Consider the following 25108-nt stretch of genomic DNA (forward strand, 5'->3'; position numbering starts at 1 on the left):
GCCGTGCCCTTCGGCTGCCCTACCCCTTACTTTTACTGTTAACCTACAATTTATGAAAAAAACCACCCTGCTGCTCGCCTTGGGAATTTTTAGCTTCGCCCTGCCCGCGCACCTGCGCGCCCAAACCACGGCCGCCGGCACGCCCGCGCCCGTACTACCGCTCTATTCGGGTGCCATCCCCGATTCCAAGCCCAGCCAGGTGCAGGAAAGCAGCGTGACCGAAACGGCCGGCGTGCGCATCTCCAACGTCATTCAGCCCACGCTCACGGTCTTTATGCCTGACCGCGCCAAGGCCAATGGTACGTCGGTCATCATTTGCCCCGGTGGCGGCTACGCCCGGCTGGCTATCGACCATGAGGGCTACGACGTGGCCAAGCGCCTCAATGAAATGGGTGTGGCAGCCTTTGTGCTCAAATACCGCCTGCCCAACGACCGCAGCCAGACCGATAAATCCATCGCGCCGCTGCTCGATGCCCAGCAGGCCCTGCGCCTGGTGCGCCAGCTGGCGCCCAAGTACAGCCTCAACCCCGAGCGCATTGGCATGATGGGCTTCTCGGCGGGCGGGCATCTGGCTTCTTCGGCGGGCACGCACTTTGCCCAGCCAGTGGGTGATAATCCTGGCCCGGCCTCGGTGCGCCCGGCGTTTCTGGTGCTGCTGTATCCGGTTATCAGCTTCTCCGACAGTATTATGCACAAGGGCTCGCGCGATAATCTCATCGGCACGTCGGCCTCGGCCGAGCAAACCCGCCTGTATTCCAACGAGCTGCAAGTGAGCGCCCAAACGCCACCCACCTTCCTGGTGCACGCTGAAGACGACAAGACCGTGCCCGTGCAAAACAGCCTCGTCTTTTACCAGGCGCTGCACCGCCACCACGTGCCCGCCGAAATGCACATTTTTCCCCAGGGCGGCCACGGCTTCGGCCTAAACAACAAAACCACTAAGGACCAGTGGATGGACCGCCTCCAGAATTGGCTGGATGCCAACGGCTGGCTCACGAAGTAGTGACTAATGATGAATGACTAGTGACTAATGAACAATTGGGGCGCCAGCTGTTCATTAGTCACTAGTCATTCATCATTAGTCCTTAAAAACTGTGCTTCAGCTCGGCGACCAAGCCCCCGATTTTACTTTGCCCACCGATAAGGGCGAAACCTTTCACCTGGCCGACCAGCACGGCAAGCCCGTGGTGCTCTACTTCTACCCCAAGGACGATACGCCGGGCTGCACCGCCGAGGCCTGCGCCTTCCGCGACCAATACGCTGATTTTCTGGACCTGGGCGCGGTGGTAGTGGGCGTCAGCTCCGATAGCGAGGCGTCGCACCAGAAGTTCAGCCAGAAGCACCGCCTACCCTTCCCGCTGCTGGCCGACACCAGCGGGCAGCTGCGCAAGCAGTACGAGGTGCCGCGGGCGTTTCTGGGTCTGCTGCCCGGCCGCGTCACGTTTGTGATTGATAAGGATGGCAAAATCGCCTATATTTTCAATTCGATGAGCGGTGCCACTGACCACGTCAGTAAGACGAAAGAGGTATTGCGCGGGCTGGCGAAATAAGGGGGGTAGGGCGTTCTTTTTTACATTTCCTTTTGGGCTGAGTGGATAAAGCCGGCCACTTTCGTTCACCCTATTTCTTATGCGTAAACGTTTGGGGCGCCTGCTCGATAATGCTGCCGTTTCCCGCTTCCATCGGTCGCGCATTGCCGAGTACGGCGCCGGTAGCCCTGGCGCGCTGGGCTGGCACCCCGAAGGCCAGCAAGTACGCTTCCAGATTCTGGCCCAGATTGGCGACCTCGCGCACTGCTCGGTGCTCGACGTGGGCAGCGGCTATTCCGACCTGTATCCTTTTCTTAAACAACGGTTTGCCGGTGTGCGGTACAGCGGCATCGAGCAAATGGCCGAGCTGCTCGCCGTAGCCCAGGCCCGCTACTACCACGCCACGGATATTACCCTGAGCCAGGGCGACTTCCTAAGCGTGCCGCTACCCCTCAGCGACTACGTGCTGGCCAGTGGCGCGCTCAGCTACCGCCACCGCGAGCCGCGCTTCGTGTACCAAGCCATCGAACTGCTGTTTGCGAGCTGCCACCTGGGCCTGGGCTTCAACCTGCTCGACTGGGAGCCGCCCGGCGGTGGCCCGCTAGCCGCCTACGACCCGGCCGATATCGTCGCTTTTTGCGAAACGCTGGCCCCGAAAGTAGTGCTGCGGCAAGGCTACTGGCAGGGCGATTTCACTGTCTTCATGTACCGCTAACGGCCCCAATAGCGCAGGGCGGCGCCGTTTTAAAGTCAGGAAACCGCAGGCCGAATTTGCGAATGAGCACCAGAAGTACTGCGCGGGTTGGCCCAGCTAAGAGGGGGTAGGCGCTACCGGCCGCACTTTTCCGCGTATCAGCTGGCTATGCAACCCTCCCCGAGCCTCGTCAGCGACATTGGGCTGGTAGCCGCCGCGCTATCAGCCCTCACGTTTTTTCCGCAGGTGGTGCACACGTGGCGCACCCGCTCGTCCAACGGCCTGAGCGGGCCCATGCTGGCGGTGGGCGCCAGTAGCATGGTGCTGTGGCTCGTATACGGTGCTTATAAGCACAACCTGCCCATCCTGTTTGGCAACGGCGTCAACCTGTTTTTTACGCTGCTGCTGGTGTTTTTCAAGCACCATTTTCAGCAGTTGGGCGAGCCCGAAAAGCCGGCGCCCACGCCAGAGACATGATGGTGGGCTAGCTGTTTTAATGAGAAAGTAATTTACTGGTTGGGGCTTACTTTAGATTTATGGAAACCATCTCTGCCTACCCCTCGCTTGTTGAGGGCGATTTCCGCGCCCAACTGCACCAAGTTATCGACCAGATTCAGGACGAGGCCGTGCTGCGGGCGGCCTTGCTGTTGCTGCTGCCCCAAACTGCCCTCGAAGCGCCCGAGCCAGAGCTTAGCCCGGCGTGGCAACAGGCGTTGGACCGCCGGCTGGCAGCATACGACCCTGCCAAAAACATTCCTTTTGCCGAAGTAATGGACTCGCTAACGAAGAAATCGGTATGAGCTTGCCGATTGTGGTATTGCCCGAAGCCGCCGCCGATATTCAGGCGCTGGCTGCCCATGCCGGTCAGTACTCAGCAGCAGCTCGCACGAATTTGCTGGTAGCCATTGCCGACAAAGTCCGGCTTATTGAACAGATGCCGGAAATGTATCCGGTGGCCCCGTTGCGCCCGATGCTACGGCGTTGCGTGGTTTTGGCCACAGTCAGCCTCTACTACCGCGTGCAGCCTACGGCCATCGAAATAGTAGGCGTAATTGACGTACGGCGCGACCCCGATTCGCTGGCCCTGCCCGCATAAGCCGCCTACCGCCAGCCGCCGCCCAGCGCGTGGTAGAGGTCGGTCACGGCCTGGCGCTGCTGGAGCTGGTCGTTCACGCTGTTGAGCTGGGCTTGCAGCAGGCTTTGCTGAGCCGTGAGCACGTCGGTGTAGTTAGCGAAGCCGGCGCGCAACAGCTCGTGGGTATAGTCAACGGCTCTTTCCAGCGCTTCGAGCTGGTGGGCCCGAATCTGCATTTTGTCGGCGGCGCTCTGGTAGGAGAACAGCGCGTTCGACACCTCCTGGCCGGCCGTAAACATGGTTTGCTGGTAGGTGTAGAGGTATTCCTGCTGCAAGGCCAGCGAGCGGTTCAGCCGCAGGCGGTTGAGGCCCTGGTTGAAGATGGGCTGGGTGAGGCCGCCCACCACGCTGGCAAAAATGGCGGTGGGCGAAAACAGGTTCTGAATTGTGGTGCTGGTGAGTCCGCCGTTGGCCGTGACCGTGAAGCTGGGGTAAAAATAAGTGCGGGCTGCGTTGCTCTGCTCAAAGGCCGTAGCAAAGACGTACTCGGCCTGCTGCACATCGGGGCGATTGCGCAGCAGCTGGCTGGGCACGCCCGTGAGCAGGGCCGGCGCCGGCGCCTGGGCCGCCAGCGTGCTCCGCTCGATGGGGCCGGGCGTGCGGCCGAGCAGCGTAGCCAGCAGGTTTTCGGCCTGCCGGATGTTGCGCTGCAAGTCCGGAATCGTGACTTCAACCGCGTAGCGCTGGGCCTCGCTCTGGGCCACGTCGGCGCCGTTTACCACGTCGCCTTCCAGCAGCAGCTTCAGCACCTCCACGTCTTTGATGCGGTTTTGCACCGTTTGGCGGGTGATGGCGAGCTGGTTATCCAGGGCCAGCAGCGCGTAGTAGTTGTCGGCAATATCGGCGATGAGCTGGGTTTGCACCACGCGCCGGTAGGCTTCGCTTTGCAGCACGTTGGCGGCATAGGCGCGCCGGGTGCTACGCAGCTTGCCCCACACGTCGGCTTCCCAGCTGCTGCTCAGGCCCAGCAGGTACTGGTGGGCCGCGCCCCCCGTCACGATGGTCGACTGGTCGGTGGTGGTGGTACCGGTGGTAGGCGTGCCCGGGGTGCCAGGCGCGGTGGGTGTGCCAGGGGTAGTGGGCGTGCCCGGTGTGCCCGTCCCCCCGGTACCCGTGGTGCCGCCCGTGCCGGTAGTAGTGGTGCTGCCACCCGTGCCGGTGCTCACGAGGGTGCCGCCCTGCCGCGAGAGGGTAGTGGTGGCGCGTCCGTTCAGGCTAGGCAAGAAAGCGGCTCGGCTCTGGGCCAGCAGGGCCTGCGCCTGGGCAATGCGGGCGTCGGCTACTTGCAGGTTGCGGTTGTTGGCCAAGCCTTCGGCGATGAGTTTTTGCAGGAAGGGGTCGGTGAAGAGCTGCTGCCAGGGGCGGGTGGCCAGAGTCGTGGTGTCGGTCGGCGCCACGTCGCGGTAGAGGCCGGTGGTGGTGGCATCGGGTCGGCCGTAGGGGTGCAGAATGCCGCAGCCGCTGCCGGCCGCAAGCAAAAGCAGGGGTAGGAAATATCGGGATAAGTTGCTGGCGGTCATCTCACTAATTTTAAGGCTTGTACGCAGTGGTGGGGGTAGGGCCACCCTCAGGCCTTTTCATTTATCAATTCTTCTACCGGCTCGGGGCGCGACTGCGGCGCCTCCTTGGGCTGCGGCTCGCCGGGTTTTGGTGGAGCCTGGGGGCTGCCCTCGGCCTCCTCCTTTTCAATCTGCTCCTGCGTTTTGGGCGGACCGCTGATGCGCTCCTGCAAGCCTTCAAAAATGATGAAGAGCACGGGAATGAAAAATACCCCCACCAGCGTGCCAAACAGCATCCCGCCGATGGCGCCCGCCCCGATGCTCTTGTTGCCGTTGGCGCCCGCGCCGCTGGCAAACAGCAGGGGTAGGAGGCCAAACACGAACGCGAACGAGGTCATCAAAATCGGCCGCAGGCGGGCCTTTGCGCCTTCCAGGGCCGCATCGATGATTTCCAGGCCGTGGTCGCGCCGCCGCGCCAGCGAAAACTCGATAATCAGAATCGCATTCTTGGCCAGCAGGCCGATGAGCATGATGATGGAAATCTGCAGGTAGATGTTGTTGTCGATGCCAAAAATCTTGGCAAACAAGTACGTGCCGCTCAGGCCAATGGGTATCGAAAGTAGCACCGCGAAGGGCAGGATGTAGCTCTCGTACTGCGCGCTCAGCAGCAGGTACACAAACACCAGCGAGAGCGCGAAAATGTAGAGCGACTGCTGGCCGCTACCCTCCTCCTCGCGGCTGATGCCCGAAAACTCGAAGCCGTAGCCGGCCGGCAGCTGCTTGGCCACCTCCTGAATGGCCACCAGCGCCTGTCCCGAGCTGGTACCTTCCTTGGGCGAGCCGTTCACCGAAATGGCCGTGAACAGGTTGAAGCGCGACAGGCTTTCGGGGCCGTAGATGCGGCTCAGGGTCACAAACTCGGTGATGGGCGCCATCAGGCCGCTGGCGTTGCGCACAAATATCTTGCTCAGGCCGGCCGGGTTGGCGCGGTAGGCGGTATCGGCCTGCACCATCACGCGGTACTGCTTGCCAAACTGGTTGAAGTTGGAAGCGTAGGAGCCGCCGTAGTACACCTGCATGGCGTTTAGGACGTCCTTTTCCGTAAGGCCAGCTTCCTTCACCTTGGCCACGTTCACCGTGAGCTGGTACTGCGGAAAGCCGGGGTTAAAGGCCGTACTGGCAAACTGGATTTCGGGCCGCTTATTGAGCTTGGCCAGGAAGTCCTGCGATACCTTGAAGAATTGGTCGGTAGTATGCCCGCCCTTGTCCTGGAGCTGAAACGTGAAGCCGCCCGTGGCCCCAAAACCCGTAATGGTAGGCTGTGAGATACTGCGAATATCACCCTCTCGAATATGGGCCGTAAGTGCGGTTATTTTCTTGATAACCGCCTGGTTGTCCATATCCGGTCGTTCGTCCCAGGGCTTGAGGCGCACGATAACCATGCCGTAGGCGCTGCCCGCGCCGGCCAGGAAATTCTGGCCCGTGATGCGCAGCGTACCCCGCACCGCCGGAATGCTCCGAATCAGGCTATCGACCTCCGTATTCACGGCCGTGGTGCGCTCCAGGGTGGAGGCGGGGGGTAGGGATACGTTTACGAAAATGGTGCCCATGTCCTCGTTGGGCACGAAGCTGCTGGGCGTGGTCGTCATCAAAAAATACAGCGCCACGCCGAAGCCCGCCACGCCCGCCAGCGCCAGCCACTTGCGGCCCACCAGAAACTGCACGGCGCGGGTGTACTTGGCCACCAGCGCGTCGTAAGCCGCATTAAAAGCCACGCTAAAACGCTGCATCAGCGTCTTTTTCTCAGCTTTTTTATCCTCCTCGTGGTTTGGCGGCAGCAAAAACAGCGCGGCCAGCGCGGGGCATAGCGTGAGCGCATTCACGGCCGAAATCAGAATGGCGATGGCCAGCGTTATCCCAAACTGCTTATAGAACACGCCCACCGAGCCCGTAATAAACGTGACGGGCAAGAACACCGCCGCCATCACCAGCGTGATGCTAACAATGGCCCCGGTTATCTCGCTCATGGCGTCGATGGCGGCCTTGCGCGGCGAGGTGTAGCCACTCTCCAGCTTGGCGTGCACGGCCTCGACCACCACAATGGCGTCGTCGACCACGATACCAATGGCCAGCACCAACGCAAAGAGCGTCAAGAGGTTAATGCTGTACCCAAAGAGCTTGAGGAAGAAGAAGGTGCCAATAATCGACACCGGCACCGACACGCCGTGAATAATAGTAGACCGAAAATCCTGCAAGAAGATGAAAATCACCAGGAACACCAGCGCGAAGCACTCCAGCAGCGTGTGAATTACTTTGTCAATCGAGGCATCCAGAAAGTCGTTGATATTCACCAGGTTGGTGTAGTGAATACCAGCCGGAAAGTCCTTCTCCGCCGTTTTCAGTACCGCAATCGACTTCTCAATTACGTCGCGGGCGTTGGAGCCCGGCGTCTGGTTCACCGAAATGCCCACCGAGGGCTTGCCAAACGTGGCGCTGTTGCTGCTATAAGCCTGCGCGCCCAGCTCAATGCGGGCCACGTCTTTGAGGTGCAGCAGCTGGCCCTTGGCCGTGCCCTTGAGCACGATGTCGCCAAACTGGTCGGCCGAAATTAGCTTGCCCGTGTACTTAATCACGTACTGGAAGCTCTGGTCTGAGTTTTCGCCAAACTTGCCGGGCGCGGCCTCCACGTTCTGGTCGGCGAGGGCGGCCGTCACGTCGGCCGGCGTGAGGCCGTAGATGGCCATCACATCGGGCTTGAGCCACACCCGCATGGCATAGTCGCGCGAGCCAAACGCGTTGGAGTCGCCTACCCCGTTCACGCGCTTGATTTGGGGCACGATGTTAATCTGGGCGTAGTTCTGCAAAAACGTCTGGTCGTAGGCCGGGTTGTCGCTGTAGAGCGCAAATATCAACAGATTGCTGCTCTGGCGCTTGCGCACCGTTACGCCGGCCAGGGTCACCTCCTGGGGCAAGAGGCTGGTGGCGCTGGCCACGCGGTTCTGCACGTCCACGGCCGCCTGGTCGGGGTCGGTGCCTACGTTGAAATACACTTGAATGCTGCCCGAGCCGTCGTTGGTAGCCGAGGAGGTCATGTAGGTCATGCCCTCCACGCCGTTTATCTGCTCCTCCAGCGGCACAATCACGCTCTTGAGCACCACGTCGGCGTTGGCCCCCGCGTAGCTGGCCGACACCTGCACCGTGGGCGGCGAAATATCGGGGTACTGCGCAATGGGCAGCGACACCAGCCCCAGAATGCCCAGTAGCACGATAATAACCGAGATAACGGTAGAGAGCACGGGCCGCTCAATGAATATTCTTAGCATAAACGAGTTCCTGTGTAATGCACTGTATCAAAGAGGTTTGTCATTGCGAGCGCAACGAAGTGGAGCGCGGCAATCTTTCCTTTACGCCTGGGGTAGTAATCTCTGTGAAGCGAACGACAAGGAAAGATTGCCGCGCTCCACTCCGTTGCGCTCGCAATGACAAACGATTATCACGTATTCATCCTTCCATTTTGGTCTTGTCATTCTTCACCACTTTGGGCTTTATTTTCATTCCATCCTTCAGCCCGCTGATACCCTGGAGCACCACTCGCTGGCCGGCCTTCAGGCCCTTTTGCACCACGAAAGAGGTGCCGTCGGGGGTAGGCGTCACGGTAATGGGGGCGGCGTAAGCGGCCGTGTCGCGGCCCACCAGGTAGGCAAAACGCTTGCCCTGAAGCTCATAGGTGGCGCTCTGCGGAATGATGAGCGCATTTTTTACGGGCTGGAAAGTGCGCACCAGGCCGCTGCTGCCACTGCGCAGCAGGCCCTGCGGGTTGGGGAAGGTGGCGCGGAAGCTACTGGCGCCGGTCTCGGTATTAATCTGGCCAATGGCCGTTTCGACGCGGCCTTTGTGGGCGTATATGCTGCCGTCGGCCAGCACCAGGCTCACATCGGGCACATGCGCGAGCTTGTCCTGCAAGGTGTTGCCGGGCCGGCGGCGAGCAAAGCTCAGCAGAGCTTTCTCGCTGAGCGAGAAGTAGGCATACACGTTGCCGATGCTCGAAATCGTGGTTAGCGGGTCGGCGGAAGTGCTGCTCACCAGCGAGCCGATTTTGTTCGGGATGGTGCCCATCACGCCATTCACGGGGCTCGTGATGGTGGTGTAGCCGAGGTTGGTTTGGGCGTTGGAAAGCGTGGCGCGGGCCTGGGCCAGCGCAGCCTGCTTGCTTTCAAGCGTATACTGGGCGCCCTCCAGCTCGTACTTGCTGATGATGCCGCGCGCCACCAGCGGCTGCACTTTTTTCACGCCCATGAGGGCGGCGTCCACGTCGGCCTGGGCGGTTTTGATGCCGGCCGCGGCCGTGCGCACGGCCTGCTCATACTGCGGCGCTGAGATGTGAAAGAGCTTCTGGCCCTTCTTCACGCTGGCGCCTTCGTCCACATAAATGGCCTCCACGAAGCCATCGACCTTGGGCCGAATCTCCACATTTTGCTGACCCTGAATAGTGGCCGGGTAGTCCTGAAAGAGCGTTACCGTATCGGGCCGCACCACCAGCACGGGGTAGGATTTTACGGGCTGGGGGCCACCCTTGCCATCTTTGCCATCGGCGGCAGTGTCTTTCTTGGAGCCGCAGGCAGCCACGCTTAGCAGGGCCAGCAGCCCGGCCGCGAGGCCTGGTAATCGAGTTCGCATCGCCTTATAACGAAAAGGGTAGGAGCCAGGGTCCGGCTTTCAGTCAAAAAGAGACGAAGCCCACAAATATCCCGGCAGACGCCCCTATACGGCTGATGATGAGCGAATGATTTAGCAGGGGAAATAACGTCCTTTTGCTCACTGCTCACTGCTCACTGCTCACTGCTCACTACTCACTACTTAATGATGATGGTGGCCGGGTGGGGTAGGCTTGCCAAACAGGTTGACGAGCGCGCCCACTACGAAGAGCGCCGCCCAGCACACGTAGAGCCACCCGTAGCCCGCCGGTAGCGGCCGCCGCACCAGGTAGCGAATCAGCAGCTCGGCCCCGCCGCTCATCAGCAGGCCTACGAAGGCAATGAACTGCCAGGAGTTGAACAGGGTGGGGCGGTAGAGCTTAGCGAAATCCATGGGGGTAGGGAAGGGGCGAATCGAAAGACAAAGAAAAAGCAGGGCCGGCGGCCACGGGCCAAACCTCGGGCCGGGGGGTGCGTACACTGGGTATTACACCCTAACCAGTAACTACGCAAACCCTCCCACATGATTCTCAGCGACGAGTTATTCGAAGAAGACGGCACCACGCCCAAAAAGCAGACCCAGCAAACTGACGCGCCCAACCAGAACCCGACCACCAGCATTCCGGCCGGTCATAACGAGGAGCTAGCCAAGCAGCGCGACTACCAGGAAGACCAGAGCAATAACAAGCAGAGCGACGACGCCAGCGCCCACCGCAACGTGGGGGCCAACGGCTACACCCAGCGCAGCGACCAGAAAGACCAGCTCGAAAACCTGCACATTGGCGGTTCCGAAACCGAGCCCCAGGGTAGCAACAACCACACTACCGTCGGCGAGCAGGCCCAGGGCCCCGGCTTCACCGAGGAAGGCAGCTACGAGCTTGGCGCGGGCATTCGGATGCACGACCAGAAGCTCGGCGACGACCACACCAGCGGCCCCGCCCGCAAGCCCCAGGACGAGACGAGTAACTAAGGCTTATGCTAGTTGCTGGCTGCCAGTCAATAGCTTATAAGGTGATTAGCTGGCAACAACAACCAGCAGCTGATACTTATTTCCCCCGCAAACCGGCCTCCTGGCTGCCGCCCTCGGGCTGGTGGTCGGGAGGCCGGTTTGCGGCGAGGAGGGGGGTAGGCGCTTTAGGCTTGGGCAATAGCCGCTTATCTTGCTACGCTGTTTTTCGAGTATGCGAATGAATTCCTTTTTTACGCTGCACAACTTATTGCTTGCTTACCGGCCGGCGGCCGGTGCCGGGCTTGTGGTACGGGGCCTCGCTGGGGGGCTGCTCGTGGCCGCGCTGGCTAGCTGCAGCCAGCATACCCTGGACGCCACCACCGAAACTCCGGCGGCTCCGGCTACGGCGTCCGCCGTGGTGGCGACTCCGGCCGCCGACATTGCCAGGCCCGAGGCACCTGCGCAGGTGGCCCTGGCGGTGACAAGCAAACCCGGCGTAGGCCCGGCCAAGCCGCAGGTGGCCCCATTGCCCGTGGCGGCCCCCGCCCCGGTGCCGGAAGAAGCCCCCGGCGCGGTGACTACTGCGCCCCTGCCCGAGCCGGCTGCGGCCGCCACGCGCACCCAGGCCGGCCGGGTGCTCGACGAGAGCGGCCGCCCGCTTATCGGGGCTACCGTGATGCTGCGCGGCAGCACCAAAGGCACCAGCACCGACGCCGGTGGCAACTACTCGCTCGAAGTGCCCACCGGCGAAAATACTTTCGTAGTGGGCTACGGCGGCTACCAGGATGAGACGGTCGTGAGCCGTGATGCCCAGCCCCTGACCGTGACGCTCCTGCCTACCCCCGGTAGCAAAGCCCAGAGCCGCCGCGGCCGCCAATAGCCAACCAGCCAGGTGAGTTAAAATTATTTTACTAAATAATAGTATTTAAAAAGGTCTGGGCCTGAGGGTGCAGGCCTTTTTTAGTGCTCTGTTTAGACTTCATAAGCTCATGCATATAAGCCAACAAGGCTTGGTGGCAGGCGTAGAGGGAATACTTTTTCATCTTCTATTCAGCATTGCCTGCCATGCAGCAAACCTATTCTACCAGTGCTTTTTTGCCCCGTGCGGGGCGATTGGCCCACTTGCTACTGCCGTTGGGGCTGGCCGCCGCCGCGCTGGCCGGCTGTAGCAAGGACGATTCGTCGCCCGCGCGCATTCAGCCCACGGGCAGCAAACCCAGCTACGCGCCCACTATTGATGACCAGATGCAGGCCGTGATAGAGCAGTTTGTGGCCTTCAACGACCCGGCGCTGCCCACGCTCTCGGCCCGCCAGGCCCGCATGGCGCACAGCGTGACCGACGCCGTGAACACGCTGCTGGCCAAAAATGGCCGCGTGCTGCCCAGCCCCAACTCCACGGTGAGCCAGCGCGTGCTGCCCGCCGGCTATACCGCCGGCTCGGCCCCCGACGGCGTGCCGGTGCGTATTTACACGCCCCTGAATGCGGCGGGCGCGCTGCCCGGCATCGTGTACCTGCACGGCGGCGGCTGGGTCATTGGCTCGCTCAATGTGTATGAGCCCTCGGCGCAGGCCCTGGCCGAGCGTACTGGCGCCGTGGTAGTATCAGTCGATTACCGGCTGGCTTCGGAAACGATGAACAAGTTTCCGGCGGCCCACGAAGACGCCTACGCCGCCTACAAGTGGGTGCGTGACAATGCCGCCAGCATCGGCATCAACCCCGCCAAAATTGCCATTGCCGGCGAAAGTGCGGGCGGCAACATGGCCGCCGCCGTGTGCATTCTGGCCCGTGAGCGCGGCCTGGCGCTGCCCATCCACGAGCTGCTGGTGTACCCCGTGGCAGACAACAACCTCAACACGGCCTCCTACCAGCAGTACGCCAACGCGGTGCCGCTCAACAAGGCCAATATCGTGTATTTCACGGGCTTGTACTTTACTACCCCCGCCGATGGCGACAACCGGCTCATTTCGCTCGTCGATGTGGCTGACCTCAAGGGCCTACCCCCCACCACCATCATCGCCGCCGAAATCGACCCGCTGCAAACCGAAGGCAAGTCATTGGCCGACAAGCTGACTGCCGCCGGCGTGAGTACCACCTATCAGCTGTATCCTGGCACTACCCACGAGTTTTTTGGCACGTATTCGGTGGTGCCGCCCGCCCGCGACGCGCAGGATTTTGCCGCCACCCGCCTGAAAGCGGCGTTTCAATAAGACCACCAGCGCCTGTGCAGGCCTCAAAAACCCCGGACTGCCCCGCGCAGTCCGGGGTTTTGTGTTACCTAGGGCAGCAGTTTGCTATTGGCCGGCGAAAAGTCGGCCCTCTGCCAGGTTAGGCACAATTATCAAACTCGGAAACATGTTGATTAAAGTGTTGATTTTTAAAAATTTGAATTAAAAGTATAGCTTGTTAAATAGCGTTGACGCACTGGGGTAGGAAGTGCGCTTCAGCCAGTAGAAATGTGCGGGAGATGAAAATTCGTTTTCACTTTTTTCATAATAAAATTTGCAATGCCGGGATTGTCGTTGTAAGATTGGGCAATGAAGCTGTCCCGCAACGTATTCGTTACCAGGGCCAGCGTACTTTTTTGCCGTACTAGATAAGAGGAGTTTTTCCGTTTGTTGCGCTAGTTCTGCATCCTGAACCAGTCCAGCGGGCTACCCCCGGTTTGTTGACCGGCTAGCCCCTGCGCCGCCCACCCCGGCTGGTTCCCCGCCGCCCCCGACCTGGTTCCCACCCGGCAGTCGGCCCGCTACTTTTTCCGCTTAGGAGCACTGCGTCTGGCCGCTGGCCCGCGGCAGTTCATCCGGCGGCCCTACCCCCTCCCTTTTTGCTTACGCCTGGCGAGTGGCCGGAGCGCGCTCATTTGCGCGCCGGCTAGCCCGCTGTTTTCTCCCACCCGCCGCCCGCGCCGGAAGGTTGGGGTATCCCTGCGCACCCCCTGGTTTCTACAGCCAGCTCCCACCCGCAAAAGTTAGGTTAAGCTGCCCGTTTTCGACGGCCCCGTTTGGGGTTGCCTGGCTCGCTATGTCCATTTCTCAGTCAGTATTTCCCTTCCTTAAACCCGTTGCCTACATGAGAAAACTACTACTACTACTACTGCTGGCGTGGCTGGCCCTGGCCCCCGCCATGGCCCAAACCGCCGTGAAGGGTAAGGTGCTGGACACCAGCGGCATGGGCCTGCCCGGCGTGACGGTGCTCGTGAAGGGCACCACCCAAGGCACCACCACCGGCGGCGACGGCACCTTCAGCCTCAGCTGCGCCCCCGACAGCCGCCTGATTTTCTCCTTCATCGGCTACGCGGCGCAGGAGGTGGCCGTGGCCGGCAAGTCGACCATCAGCGTGACGCTGGCCACTGATAATAAGCAGCTTGACGATGTGCTGGTGGTGGGCTACGGCACCCAGAGCAAGGCCGAGTTTACGGGCTCGGCCACGCAGGTGGCGGGCTCGGCCCTCAAGGATTTGCCGGTGCAGAGCTTCGACCAGGGGCTGGCCGGCAAGGCCACGGGCGTGAGCATTGGGCAGCCCAACGGCGTGCTGAACAACGCGCCGGTTATCCGCATCCGGGGCGTCAACTCCATCTCGCTCAGTTCCTACCCCCTCATTGTGGTCGATGGCATCCCAATAAATACCGGCAACCTGACCAGCAACACCACGGTGGCCAACAACCCGCTGGGCGACATTAATCCGGCTGATATTGAGACAATTGATGTGCTCAAGGATGCGGCCAGCACGGCCATCTACGGCTCGCGGGCGGCGGCGGGCGTCATCCTCATCACCACCAAAAGCGGCAAGCAGGGCAAAGCCCGCGTGACTTACGAGGGCTGGGCCGGCGTGACCAACGCCGTGCGCCTCCCCACCATGCTGAATGCCGAGCAGTTTATGCTCATCAAAAACGAGGCGGTGCTGAACGCCAAGATGTCGTCGGGCAATGAGAACAACTCGGCCGTGCCGAGTGCCTCGTTTTTCCCGACCTACAACCCCGACGGCTCGCTCGTGGACACCAAGTGGTACGACTACGTGTACCAAACCGGCGTGTCGCAAAACCACAGCCTGAGCGTGTCGGGCGGCACGGAGGCCACCAAATACTACCTCTCCACCAACTACTCCGACCAGAAGGGCATCCTGAAAACCAATGAGTTCACCCGCAAGGGCGTGCGCTTCAACCTCAGCCACCAGCTCACGCCCTGGCTGAGCCTGAGCGGTAACGCCAACTATACTAACAGTCTGAACGCCTCGCCCAACACCGGCTCGCTCGAAGGCAATGCTTTTGGGCTGGTGGGCTCGGCTCGGCTGGCCTGGCTGTCGGCCCCCAACGTGTACGCCGTGAACCCCGACGGCAGCTACAACCTGAGCACCACCAACACGCTGGGCATGGGCAACAACACGGTAGCCAGCAACTTCTACAACCCGGTGCCGCTGCTGGATTTGAACACCTATACCTCGGAGAATGACCGCATTATTACCAACTTCTCGGTGGGCGTGACGCCCTTCAAGGGCCTGGAGTACCGGCTGAACTACGGCGTGGACCGGCTCAAGATTGAGAACGAGAACTTCCAGAGCGCCGTGCACGGGCCGGGCTTTGGCAGCGGCAACGCCACCAATAATAGCATCCTGGTTAATAACTGGAACGTGACCAATACACTGACTTACCAGCGGATGCTGAGCGAGAAAAACTCGTTCAGCGTGCTAGTGGGCTACGACGTGCAGAAGTTCCAGAACTCGTCGTGGGGCGCGACGCGCTCGCAGATTTCGGACGGGTTTTTTGACAATTTCCAGGGCAGCTACGCCAACATTGTGCCCGTGAGCAACGCGCTGAGCGAGCGGGCGTTTGCCTCCACGTTTGCGCGCCTGACCTACGACTTTGACAAGCGCTACTTTCTGACCGTGAACGTGCGGCGCGACGGCAACTCGGCGCTGGGCTCGGGCAAGAAATACGGCACCTTCGGGGGCGTGTCGGGCGGCTGGCTGGTATCGCAGGAGGGCTTTTACAAAAGCTCGCCGCTGGCCGACGTCATCACCAACCTGAAGCTGCGCGCCAGCTGGGGCAAGGTCGGCAATGGCAACCTGACCAACTCCTACGGCTCGCTATCGCTGTATAATTCAGCGCTGTACGGCGGGGCGGCCACCTGGATATTTGCCCAGGGCGGCAACCCCGACCTGGGCTGGGAAACCAGCAAGCAAACCAACGTGGGCGCCGACATTGGCCTGCTGCACGACCGGGTGCAGCTCGACCTGACCTACTACCGCAACAACGTGGACGGCCTGATTCTGAACGTGCCGCAGTCGCCCTCCAAGGGCGTGCCCAACAACGCGATTCTGCAAAATGTGGGCTCGATGTACAACCGGGGCTTTGAGGCCGGCATCACGGCCAGCCTCGTCAATACGGGCCAGTTTAGCTGGACTTCCAACCTGAACTATACGTACAATAAGAATAGGGTGACGGAGCTCTACGGTGCTGGCACCGAGCTGGTTGGTACTACCAGCACCAGCTCCGAAACTACTAACATTACCCGCGTGGGCTACTCGGTGGGCAGCCTTTACGGCGCCCGCACCGACGGCGTGAACCCCGACAACGGCCGCCGCATCTTCATCAACGGCAAGGGCGAGCGGGTGCAGTACAACCACGCCGTGCCCTCGGGCCAGAGCCGCTGGACCTACCTCGACGGCAGCACCGCGGCGGCCATCAGCGTGTCGGACTACCAGCTGCTGGGCAACGCCCTACCCACCTGGTACGGCGGCTTCAACAACACGTTGAAATACGGCAACTTCGACCTGACTATCAACCTGACTTACTCGGGTGGCAACTACGTGATGAACGGCAGCAAGGCTACTTGGCGCGACCAGCGCTTCTGGAACAACTCGACCGAGGTGCTCGGTCGCTGGACTACCCCCGGCCAGGTCACGGATATTCCGCGCGTGGTGTACGGCGACCTGCTCTCGAACGGCTCGTCGTTCCCGATTTCGGCCAACGTGGAGAAGGCCGACTACCTGCGCCTGCAAACGGCCGGGCTGGGCTACCGCTTCCCGCTGGGCCTGCTGGGCAAGTCGGGCATCAGCTCGGTGCGGGTGTACGGGCAGGTTTTCAACGGCTTCCTTATCACGAAATACACCGGCACGGACCCCGATATCTCGTCCAACGGCAATACCAATACCACGCCGGGCGTCGATAAAAACTCGATTCCGCAGGGCCGCACCTTCACGCTGGGCGTGAACGTGGGCTTCTAACCTCTCCTCGCTAGCTCCTTCGATATGCTACTTCGCCTACCCCCCCTTTCACTACTGGTTAGCCTCGGGCTGGCCCTGTGCCTGGCCACCACGGCCTGCAAGGAAAAGGAAATCCTGAACCCGATTCCGCAGACCTCGCTGCAAGGCAGCCTGCTCTTTAATACCCCCGACCGCGTACTGGGCCAGGTAAACGGCCTGTACGCGGGCCTCAAAAACGGCAGCTACTACGGCGGCCGCTACCTGATGCTGAGCGACATAAGGGGCGAGGAATTTATCAACCGCCTCCAAAACGTATTTACCGGCTACGACGCCTGGAACCACACCATCAACTCGGGCTCGAACGACGCGCTCACCACCTGGAGCACCGCCTACGCGGCCATCAACTCGGCCAACCTGGTGATTGACGGCCTGGCCGCCAACCCCAACGTGGTGCCCGCGGCCACCGCCACGCAGTACACCGGCGAGGCCAAGCTGGTGCGGGCGCTCAGCTACTTTGCGCTGGTCACGCTCTACGGCCAGCCCTACCTCAAAGACGCGGGCGCCTCGCTGGCCGTGCCCCTGCGCCTGAGCGGCGAAACCACCACCGCCAACAACGATATGGCCCGCAGCAAAGTAGCGGCCGTGTACACCCAGATTTTGAAGGACCTGAACGAGGCCGAGGCGTCCCTACCCCTCACCTACGCCACGGCGCTGCTCAACACCACGCGGGCCCACCGCAACACGGCCATCGCCCTCAAAACCAGGGTGTACCTGAGCATGGGCCGCTACGCCGACGTGGTGACGGAGGCCCAGAAAATAGTGTCGGCCACCGCGCCTTACAAGGCCAGCACGGGGGTAGGGCACGCGCTGCAAGCCAGCATCAGCACCATTTTCAACTCCGACTACACCACTACGGAGTCCATCCTGTCGATGCCCATGACGACCCTGGACAACGTGAGCGGCCAGAACTCGCTGGGCTACGAATACAATATAAATCAGGAGTATAACCTGAGCGCGACGGGTATTTTGGGCAATGCCACCTGGCGCGCCGCCGACGCCCGCCGCAGCCTGCTGCGCGTGTCGGGCACCACGTATTACCTGGTGAAGTACCGCACCGCCAACCCCTACCTCGACTACGTGCCGGTCATTCGTTACGCCGAGGTGCTGCTCAACTACGCCGAGGCGCTGGCCCGGCAGGCCACCCCCGACCTGGCCACCGCTACGGCCGTGCTCACGGCCGTGCGCCAGCGCTCGGACGCTACCTACACGTTTCCGGCCGCGACCGTAGGCACGGCGTCGGCGCTCACCAGCACCATCTGGGTTGAGCGCCGCATCGAGCTGCTAGGGGAGGGGTTCCGGTCCAACGACTTACTGCGCAACTTGTTGACGATTCCGGCCAAGGGCACGGCGCCCTCCATCACGCCGAGCCAGCCGGAGTATATCTTCCCGATTCCGAACGCCGAGATTTCCTCGAATAAGCTGCTGTAGGCGCGGCCCGCCGTGCATCTGCCACCGTGTTTGGTTCGTCCCTGTACTGGTACTATTACCCGAAATAATTTCCCTACCCCTCTGAATGAAGCGTACTCCCCTTGTGCTGGCTACCCTGCTGGCGGCCAGCCAGCTTGCCACCGCCCAAACCCCGGCCCCCGGCGCGGCCCCTACCCCCCGCGCCGAGGCCAAGCCGGCGGCCACTTCGCTCGGCGCCATCACGCAGGGGCTGAAGAAGTTTGACGGCTATTTTCCGTTTTATTACGATGAGAAGACGGGGAAAATCTACCTCGAAGTGGAGCGGTTTGGCCAGGACTTTCTCTACTTCAGCTCGCTCACGGAGGGGGTAGGGCTGGGCGGGCCCGAGCGCGGCGCGGCCTCGTCCAACGTGGCGCGGTTCGTGAAAGTCGGCCCCAAGGTGCTGCTGCTGGAGCCCAACCTGAACTACCGCGCCACCGGCAAAAACCCCGACGAGCAGCGCGCCGTGGAAAGCGCCTTCGCCAAATCCGTTATCTGGGGCTTTGCGCCGGTGGCGGTGGAGGGCAACAAGGTGCTGCTCGACCTCACGCCCTTTCTGGTGCGCGACAGCCAGAAGCTGACCGACCAGCTCGGGCGCCGCAGCTTTGCGGGGCTGCGCGGCGGGGCCGCCGGGCCGGCGCCCACGCCCTACCGCTTCGACGACACCCGCTCGGCGGTGTACCCCGACAACACCAAGAACTTCCCCAAAAACACCGAGTTTGAGGCCCTGATAACCTTCGTGGGCGGGCCCAGCGGTGGCGGGCGCGACTTTGGCATGGGCGGGGCCGGCATTGCGCCCGACCCCAACGCCGTGACCGTGCGCATGCACCAGTCGTTTGTGGAGCTGCCCGACGATAAGTATAAGCCCCGACTATTTGACCCGCGCTCGGGCTTCAACCAGTTCACCTACCTCGACTTTTCGGCGCCCATGACCGAGCCGCTGGTGCAGCGCTACACCCGCCGCCACCGCCTCGAAAAGAAGAACCCCGGCGCTAAAATCAGCGACCCGGTCGAGCCCATCGTGTACTACATCGACCGCGGCGCGCCGCCCGATGTCAAGCGCGCCCTCATCGAGGGCGGCGGCTGGTGGAACCAGGCCTTTGAGGCCGCTGGCTACCGCAACGCGTTTATTACGAAGGAATTGCCGGAAGGCGCCGACCCGATGGATATTCGCTACAACGTGGTGAACTGGGTGGACAGGGCCGGCAATCCGCGGGCGTTTTCCTACGGCTCGTCGTACAGCGACCCGCGCACCGGCGAGATTATCAAGGGCGTCGTGACGCTGGGCTCGGACCGCCACCGCCAGGACTACCTGCTGGCCGAGGGCCTGTTGCAGCCTTACAAGGACGGCCAGCGAGTGCCCAAGGCGATGGAGGAAATGGCGTTGGCGCGCATCCGGCAGCTTTCGGCCCACGAAATCGGCCATACGCTGGGGCTGTACCACAACTTCACCTCCAGCACCAAAGAGCGGGCCTCGGTGATGGACTACCCCTTCCCGCGCTTTGTGCAGAAGGCCGACGGCAGCATCGACGTGTCGCAGGCCTACGCCACCGGCATCGGCAGCTGGGACAAGCGCGCTATTTTGTGGGGCTATCAGGATTTTGGCCGGGGCACCGACGAAACGAGGGGCCTGGAGGCCATTATGAAGGAGACTCTCAAGCAGGGCCACATTTTCATTCCGGACATCGGTGGCTACGTGCATCCCGTTGCTAATCAGTGGGATGATGGCGAAAATGCCGTGACCCAGCTCACCAAGCTCATGGCCGTGCGCCGGCACGTGCTGGACACGTTTTCGAGCAATGCCATTCCGGCCGGCGCGCCCATGGCGACCCTGGAGGAAGTGCTGGTGCCCATGTACCTGCTGCACCGCTACCAGGTAGAGGCGGCAGCTAAGTCGCTGGGTGGCTTGTACTTCACCCACGCCGTGAAGGGCGACGGCCAGACCATCACCCGCATGGTGGAGCCCGCCGAACAGTGGCGCGCCTTCGACGCCCTGATGGCCACCGTGACGCCCGCCGCCCTGGCCCTGCCCGAAAAGCTGATTCAGCAGATTCCGCCGCGGCCCTCGGGCTACCCCAGCAGCATGGAAACCTTCTCGGGCCACACCGGCCCCACCTTCGACCCCATCGCGGCGGCCGAGGCGGCGGCCACGCTCAGCATCGCGTCCATCCTAGACCCCGCGCGCGCTGCCCGGCTGGTCGAGTATCACGCCCGCGACGCCCAGCAGCCGGGCTTTATGCCGGTGGTCGATAAGCTGCTGGCCCAAACCTGGAAGACGCCCCTGGCCGCCGGTTACCCCGGTGAGATTCAGGTAGTGGTGAACAACCTCACCCTGAAATCGCTGCTCCAGCTGGCCGCTACCCCCGACATCGCCGAGAGCGTACGCGGCGAAAGCCTGCTCGAAATAGACCAGCTCAAGCAGTGGATGACCGGCCGCCTGGCCAGTGCCGACCCCCGCCAAAAAGCCAACCTGCTCTTCGGCCTCGCCCAAATCGGGAAGTTTGCCGAAGACCCCAACAAATTCACTCCCACTCCGGCGCTGGACCTGCCGCCCGGCGCCCCGATTGGGATGCCGGGAATGGACTTTTTGGGCGACGACGCGACGTATTAGCGCGCTACGTCTGGCCGCCCTACCCCACCCCCGGCATCCCAATCGGGGCGCCGGGGGTGGGGTAGGGCGCCAGGGCCGCCGCAAACGGTCAATTCTTCTGCCTATTCCTTTTTTCACTCAACCCCTTTTCGCATGAAAAACCCGTTTACTGCTCCCCGCCAGCGTGGCTGGCTGCTGGCGGCCGCCAGCCTGGGCCTCAGCCTGGCCCTACCCCCCCGGCTGGCCCAGGCGCAAGCCGCCATGCCGCCGGCCAAGGTCGAGGCCCTGAAAAAGGAGTTGATGGCCGAAATTGACAAGCAGCAGAAGGCCACCCAGCAGATGGTGGACATGGTGTTCAGCTTCGGCGAGCTGGGGTTTCAGGAGACGGAAACCTCGCGCTACCTGACCGGAATTTTGCAGAAGAATGGCTTCAAGGTGCAGATGGGCATTGCGGGCGTGCCCACAGCCTGGATGGCCACCTGGGGCTCGGGCAAGCCGGTTATTGCCATCGGCAGCGACATCGACTGCATTCCGAAGGCCTCGCAAAAGCCCGGCGTGGCCTACCACGACCCCATCATCGAGGGTGCGCCGGGCCACGGTGAGGGCCACAATTCGGGCGTGCCGCTCAACATCACGGCGGTGCTGGCTCTCAAAAAGATAATGGAGCGTGAGAAAATCCCCGGCACCATTATGCTGTGGCCGGGCGTGGCCGAAGAGCAGCTCGGCACAAAGGCCTACTTTGTGCGCGATGGCTACTTTAAGAACGTGGATGCCTGCATCTTCACCCACGTGGGCGACAACCTGGGCGTGTCGTGGGGCGATGGCGGCGGCAACGGCCTGATATCGGTCAAATTCAACTTTGACGGGCAGGCGGCGCACTCGGCCGGCGCGCCCTGGCGCGGCCGCAGCGCCCTGGATGCCGTGGAGCTGATGGACATTGGCTGGAACTTCCACCGCGAGCACATGGAGGTGACCCAGCGCTCGCACTACGTCATTCCGGACGGCGGCGACCAGCCCAACGTAGTGCCTTCCAAGGCCTCGGTGTGGTACTACTTCCGCGAGCGCACCTACCCCAAAATCATGGAGATGTATGCCGACGCCCAGAAAATGGCCGAGGGCGCCACGCTCATGACCAAAACCACCGTGACCCACGAGGTGCTGGGCAGCGCCTGGCCGGGCCACATGAACAAGGCCATCGCGGAGGATATGTATCAGAATATCAGGCTAGTGGGCCTACCCCAGTGGAGCGCCGCCGACCAGGTGCTGGCCCGCGCCACCCAGGTGGAGATGAAAGCGCCCAAAACCGACCGCCGCAACCGCCCCATCGACGGCCTGGCCACCAGGCTCGACTCGCTCACCGCGCCCGAGACATTCTCCATCGGCGGCGGCTCGGACGACATCGCCGACATTTCCTGGAACGTGCCTACGGTGGTGCTGCGCTACCCCGCCAACATTCCGGGCCTGCCCGGCCACCACTGGTCCAACGCTATTTCGATGGCCACGCCCATTGCCCACAAGGGCGTGACGGCCGGCGCCAAGGCCGAGGCCATGACCCTGCTCGATATGCTGGTGAAGCCCGAGGTGCTGAAAGACGCCTGGACGTATTTCACCAACGTGCAAACCAAGGACACCAAGTACATTCCGCTGGTATCGGCCACCGATAAGCCCGCCATTACCCTCAACCAGGGCATCATGGCCCAGTACCGGCCCGAGATGAAGAAATTTTACTACAACCCCGCCAAGTATAAGTCTTACCTGGAGCAGCTGGGTATTGCCTACCCCACCGTGCGACCCGCGGCGGCACTCAAGGCCAGTGGTACTAATTAAGTGCTAAAGAACAAGTAGTTGCATATAAAAAGAACGTCATGCTGAGCCTGTCGAAGCATCTTGGTCGCCTCATTGGATGAAGCGGCTAAGATGCTTCGACAAGCTCAGCATGACGTTCTTTTTTGCCAGTAATCAGTAAGTAAGCAGCACAGTAGCTTAGGCTGCCCCACCCATTTTCCGCCCAAACAGCAGGTACACCGGCAGGCCCAGCGCCACCAGGCCCAGGCCGTAGCGCGAGTACTCGGCCGTATCGGGCGCGATGAGCAGGATAACGCAAAAGGCCGAGGCCAGCGCCACGTAGATGCCCGGCAGCACCGGGTAGCCCCAGGCGCGGTAGGGGCGGGGCGCGTTGGGCCGGGTGCGGCGCAGCACGAAAATGCCGATTATCGTGATGAGGTAGAACAGGATAACCGAGAACATGACGTAGTTGAGCAGCTGGCCGTAGCTGCCGCTCAGGCAGAGCAGGCAGGCCCAGAGGCACTGCACCCACAGCGCCCGGCCCGGTACGCCGGCCCGGTTGAGGCGGGCCAGCGAGGGAAAAAACAGCCCGTCCTTGGCCATGGCGAAGTAGGCGCGGGCGCCGCTCAGGATGATGCCGTTGTTGGCCCCGAAGGTGCTGAGCATGATGAGCACGGCCAGCACGTAGGCGCCGGCCTGGCCCATTACCGACTCGGCCACGGCCGTGGCCACGCGGTCGTCGGTGGCGTACTGGATGCCGCGGCCGGCCAGCGTGGCCGCCTCGGGCGAGCCCTGGAGGGGTAGCACGAGCAGGTACACCACGTTTATCAGGATGTAAAGCACCGTGACGATGGCCGTGCCAATGGCCATGCTGCGCACCAGCGTGCGCTCGGGGTTCTGGATTTCCTCGCCCGCAAAGCCGATGTTATTCCACGAATCGGACGAGAAGAGCGAGCCCGTCATGGCCATGCCGATGGCGATAACCAGGCTGCCGGCGCCCAGCGGCACGATGCCGCCGCTGCCGCCCGGCGCGGGCGAGCGCGTGGCCGTCCAGAGGTCGCTGAAATTGGCCTGCACGGCGTCGGCATTCAGCCCCAGAAACAAGCCAAACAGGATGAGCAGCGCCAGCGCCACCAGCTTGGTCGAGCTGAGCACGTTCTGGATAAGCTTGCCGGCCTGCACACCGCGCGCATTCACGGCCGTGATGGCCACGATGAGGATGATGGCCAGTAATTGCACCGAGCTGAACGGGAACGGCCCGAGGTTGAAGAGCACATTCTTCACCGAAAACCACGGCACCATGACGCCCGTGAACTTGGCAAACGCCACCGCCACGGCCGCGATAACGCCGGTTTGAATCACCAAAAACAGCGTCCAGCCATATAAAAACGCCACTAGCCGGCCGAAGGCCTCGCGTAGGTACACGTACTGCCCGCCCACCTTGGGGAACATGGCCGCCAGCTCGCCGTAGCTGATGGCGCCGGCCATCGTGATTAGGCCCGTGAGCAGCCACACCACCAGCAGCCAGCCCGCCGAGCCCACCTGCCGGCTGATATCGGCCGAAACGAGGAAGATGCCCGAGCCAATCATGGAGCCCGTCACGAGCATCACGGAATCGAACAGGGTGAGGGCGCGCTTGAAATGCGGCGCGTCGGCGGGGGCGTTGGGGGTGATAGGAGGGGGTAGGGCGTCGGCCATAAATGCGGGGGTAGGGGCAGTTTTTTGCCAAATAACGGGACGTAGGGGCGAATGCAACCGTTGGGCGAGTCGGGCGGCTCCTAATAGTACTATATTTAACCCAGCTATTTCTGACGCATGACTTTCTACCGATACCTGCTGCTGCCGGCCGTCTGCCTATTCTGCCTGACCTGCCTGGTAGCGTGCCAGAACACCGCGCCCGCCGACCAGCTGACCGTAGTGCAGGGCACCGTGACGAGTTACGAAACCGGCCGGCCGCTGCCCGGCGTGCTGATGAGCGTGGGGGCCTTCAGTCGAGGATTATTTAGTAGGCCTTATCCCGTTCCTACCGGCGATTCGGTCCGCACCGATGCCCAGGGCAAGTATACCCTGGGTTTTCGCAACACTAAGGGCTTGTACTACGCCATTACGCTGGAGGTATATAAAAATGCGAATTATTCCGGGCCACCCCGTTATACGTTTGATGCCAGCCAGCCCAGTGACCCGCTCCTGGGCGCCGGCAGCTGGGAGGTGACCGTGGGCAAAACCAACATCGTCAATTTCAAGCCTAATGAGCTGCGCACCGTGGCCGTGCGCATTCGCAATCGCAACACGGGCTACCAGCTGCTTGATTTCAACTACCGCACCCTGCACGGCAACGCCCTGGATACCTTGGCCTACCTGCGGGGCTACTACCTGCCGGCGGGCGGCGTGAAATTTCGCTACTACGACGTGAACGCGACCAACCAGGTAGTGAAAGACACGCTGGTGGCCCTGGTGGTGCAAAACCCCACGGCCCTACCCCCCGATACGCTGCGCGCGACGCTGACTTTTGTGCGCTAAGCCCC

Annotated in this window: 19 protein-coding genes; 14 read left to right on the forward strand and 5 right to left on the reverse strand. The window is 62.0% G+C overall.

The genetic code is table 11. The features are described 5' to 3' along the window. Positions 1–52 precede the first annotated feature (52 nt). From E4631_RS17220 to E4631_RS17245, 6 genes are all read left to right on the forward strand, one after another. Positions 53–1003, forward strand: a complete 951-nt coding sequence (locus tag E4631_RS17220) for an alpha/beta hydrolase (protein WP_133657320.1) — start codon at positions 53–55, stop codon at positions 1001–1003. A 91-nt stretch (positions 1004–1094) separates the two neighbouring features. Then, positions 1095–1550 (forward strand): peroxiredoxin, encoded by a 456-nt coding sequence (locus tag E4631_RS17225; RefSeq protein WP_133657319.1) that lies wholly within the window; start codon positions 1095–1097, stop codon positions 1548–1550. A 79-nt stretch (positions 1551–1629) separates the two neighbouring features. Beyond that, the gene (locus E4631_RS17230) at positions 1630–2244 is read left to right on the forward strand and encodes a methyltransferase domain-containing protein (protein WP_133657318.1); all 615 of its coding nucleotides are present in this window, start codon (positions 1630–1632) and stop codon (positions 2242–2244) included. Between the two features lie 147 nt (positions 2245–2391). Beyond that, the gene (locus E4631_RS17235; protein ID WP_133657317.1) at positions 2392–2700 is read left to right on the forward strand and encodes a SemiSWEET family sugar transporter; all 309 of its coding nucleotides are present in this window, start codon (positions 2392–2394) and stop codon (positions 2698–2700) included. Positions 2701–2759: 59 nt separating this feature from the next. Continuing rightward, a complete protein-coding gene (locus tag E4631_RS17240; protein WP_133657316.1) occupies positions 2760–3023 on the forward strand; it encodes an addiction module protein in 264 nt (87 codons plus the stop codon). Next, complete coding sequence (locus E4631_RS17245; RefSeq protein WP_133657315.1) at positions 3020–3319, forward strand: type II toxin-antitoxin system RelE/ParE family toxin; 300 nt, start codon at positions 3020–3022, stop codon at positions 3317–3319. Before E4631_RS17240 ends, E4631_RS17245 begins: the two co-directional genes overlap by 4 nt. Positions 3320–3324: 5 nt before the next feature. Here the strand turns inward: E4631_RS17245 and E4631_RS17250 are convergent, their stop codons facing one another. The 4 genes from E4631_RS17250 to E4631_RS17265 form a co-directional block, all read right to left on the reverse strand. Then, entirely contained in the window at positions 3325–4878 is a 1554-nt protein-coding gene (locus E4631_RS17250; protein WP_133657314.1) for an efflux transporter outer membrane subunit, read from the reverse strand. Between the two features lie 47 nt (positions 4879–4925). After that, positions 4926–8180, reverse strand: coding sequence for an efflux RND transporter permease subunit (locus E4631_RS17255; protein ID WP_133657313.1), 3255 nt, complete (start codon positions 8178–8180; stop codon positions 4926–4928). A gap of 178 nt (positions 8181–8358) precedes the next feature. Beyond that, positions 8359–9534 carry an efflux RND transporter periplasmic adaptor subunit gene (locus E4631_RS17260; protein WP_133657312.1) on the reverse strand — a complete coding sequence of 392 codons (1176 nt, stop codon included), beginning with the start codon at positions 9532–9534 and terminating at the stop codon, positions 8359–8361. A 180-nt stretch (positions 9535–9714) separates the two neighbouring features. After that, positions 9715–9945, reverse strand: coding sequence for a hypothetical protein (locus tag E4631_RS17265; RefSeq protein ID WP_133657311.1), 231 nt, complete (start codon positions 9943–9945; stop codon positions 9715–9717). Between the two features lie 129 nt (positions 9946–10074). On the opposite strand from E4631_RS17265, the gene E4631_RS17270 reads away from it, so the two are divergent. The 7 genes from E4631_RS17270 to E4631_RS17300 all read left to right on the forward strand — a co-directional run bounded on the left by E4631_RS17270 (position 10075) and on the right by E4631_RS17300 (position 22625). Further along, positions 10075–10521: a hypothetical protein gene (locus E4631_RS17270; protein ID WP_133657310.1), complete on the forward strand. Its 447-nt coding sequence runs from the start codon at positions 10075–10077 to the stop codon at positions 10519–10521. Between the two features lie 217 nt (positions 10522–10738). After that, positions 10739–11380, forward strand: coding sequence for a carboxypeptidase-like regulatory domain-containing protein (locus tag E4631_RS17275; RefSeq protein ID WP_166648064.1), 642 nt, complete (start codon positions 10739–10741; stop codon positions 11378–11380). Positions 11381–11613: 233 nt separating this feature from the next. Beyond that, positions 11614–12708 carry an alpha/beta hydrolase gene (locus E4631_RS17280; RefSeq protein ID WP_240735011.1) on the forward strand — a complete coding sequence of 365 codons (1095 nt, stop codon included), beginning with the start codon at positions 11614–11616 and terminating at the stop codon, positions 12706–12708. An 862-nt stretch (positions 12709–13570) separates the two neighbouring features. Continuing rightward, the gene (locus E4631_RS17285) at positions 13571–16723 is read left to right on the forward strand and encodes a SusC/RagA family TonB-linked outer membrane protein (RefSeq protein WP_133657307.1); all 3153 of its coding nucleotides are present in this window, start codon (positions 13571–13573) and stop codon (positions 16721–16723) included. Positions 16724–16747: 24 nt separating this feature from the next. Next, entirely contained in the window at positions 16748–18190 is a 1443-nt protein-coding gene (locus tag E4631_RS17290; protein WP_133657306.1) for a RagB/SusD family nutrient uptake outer membrane protein, read from the forward strand. Positions 18191–18275: 85 nt separating this feature from the next. Further along, on the forward strand, positions 18276–20819 hold the full coding sequence (locus E4631_RS17295; protein WP_133657305.1) for a zinc-dependent metalloprotease: 2544 nt from the start codon (positions 18276–18278) through the stop codon (positions 20817–20819). Positions 20820–21059: 240 nt separating this feature from the next. After that, the gene (locus tag E4631_RS17300) at positions 21060–22625 is read left to right on the forward strand and encodes a peptidase dimerization domain-containing protein (protein ID WP_240735019.1); all 1566 of its coding nucleotides are present in this window, start codon (positions 21060–21062) and stop codon (positions 22623–22625) included. Between the two features lie 156 nt (positions 22626–22781). Here the strand turns inward: E4631_RS17300 and E4631_RS17305 are convergent, their stop codons facing one another. Next, on the reverse strand, positions 22782–24281 hold the full coding sequence (locus E4631_RS17305) for an APC family permease (RefSeq protein WP_133657303.1): 1500 nt from the start codon (positions 24279–24281) through the stop codon (positions 22782–22784). Positions 24282–24398: 117 nt separating this feature from the next. Here E4631_RS17305 and E4631_RS17310 point away from each other — a divergent pair, with 117 nt between their 5' ends. Further along, entirely contained in the window at positions 24399–25103 is a 705-nt protein-coding gene (locus E4631_RS17310; RefSeq protein ID WP_133657302.1) for a hypothetical protein, read from the forward strand. Positions 25104–25108: the final 5 nt, after the last annotated feature.

The sequence above is a fragment of the Hymenobacter sp. UV11 genome (genome assembly GCF_004684095.1).
Taxonomy (GTDB): Bacteria; Bacteroidota; Bacteroidia; order Cytophagales; family Hymenobacteraceae; genus Hymenobacter.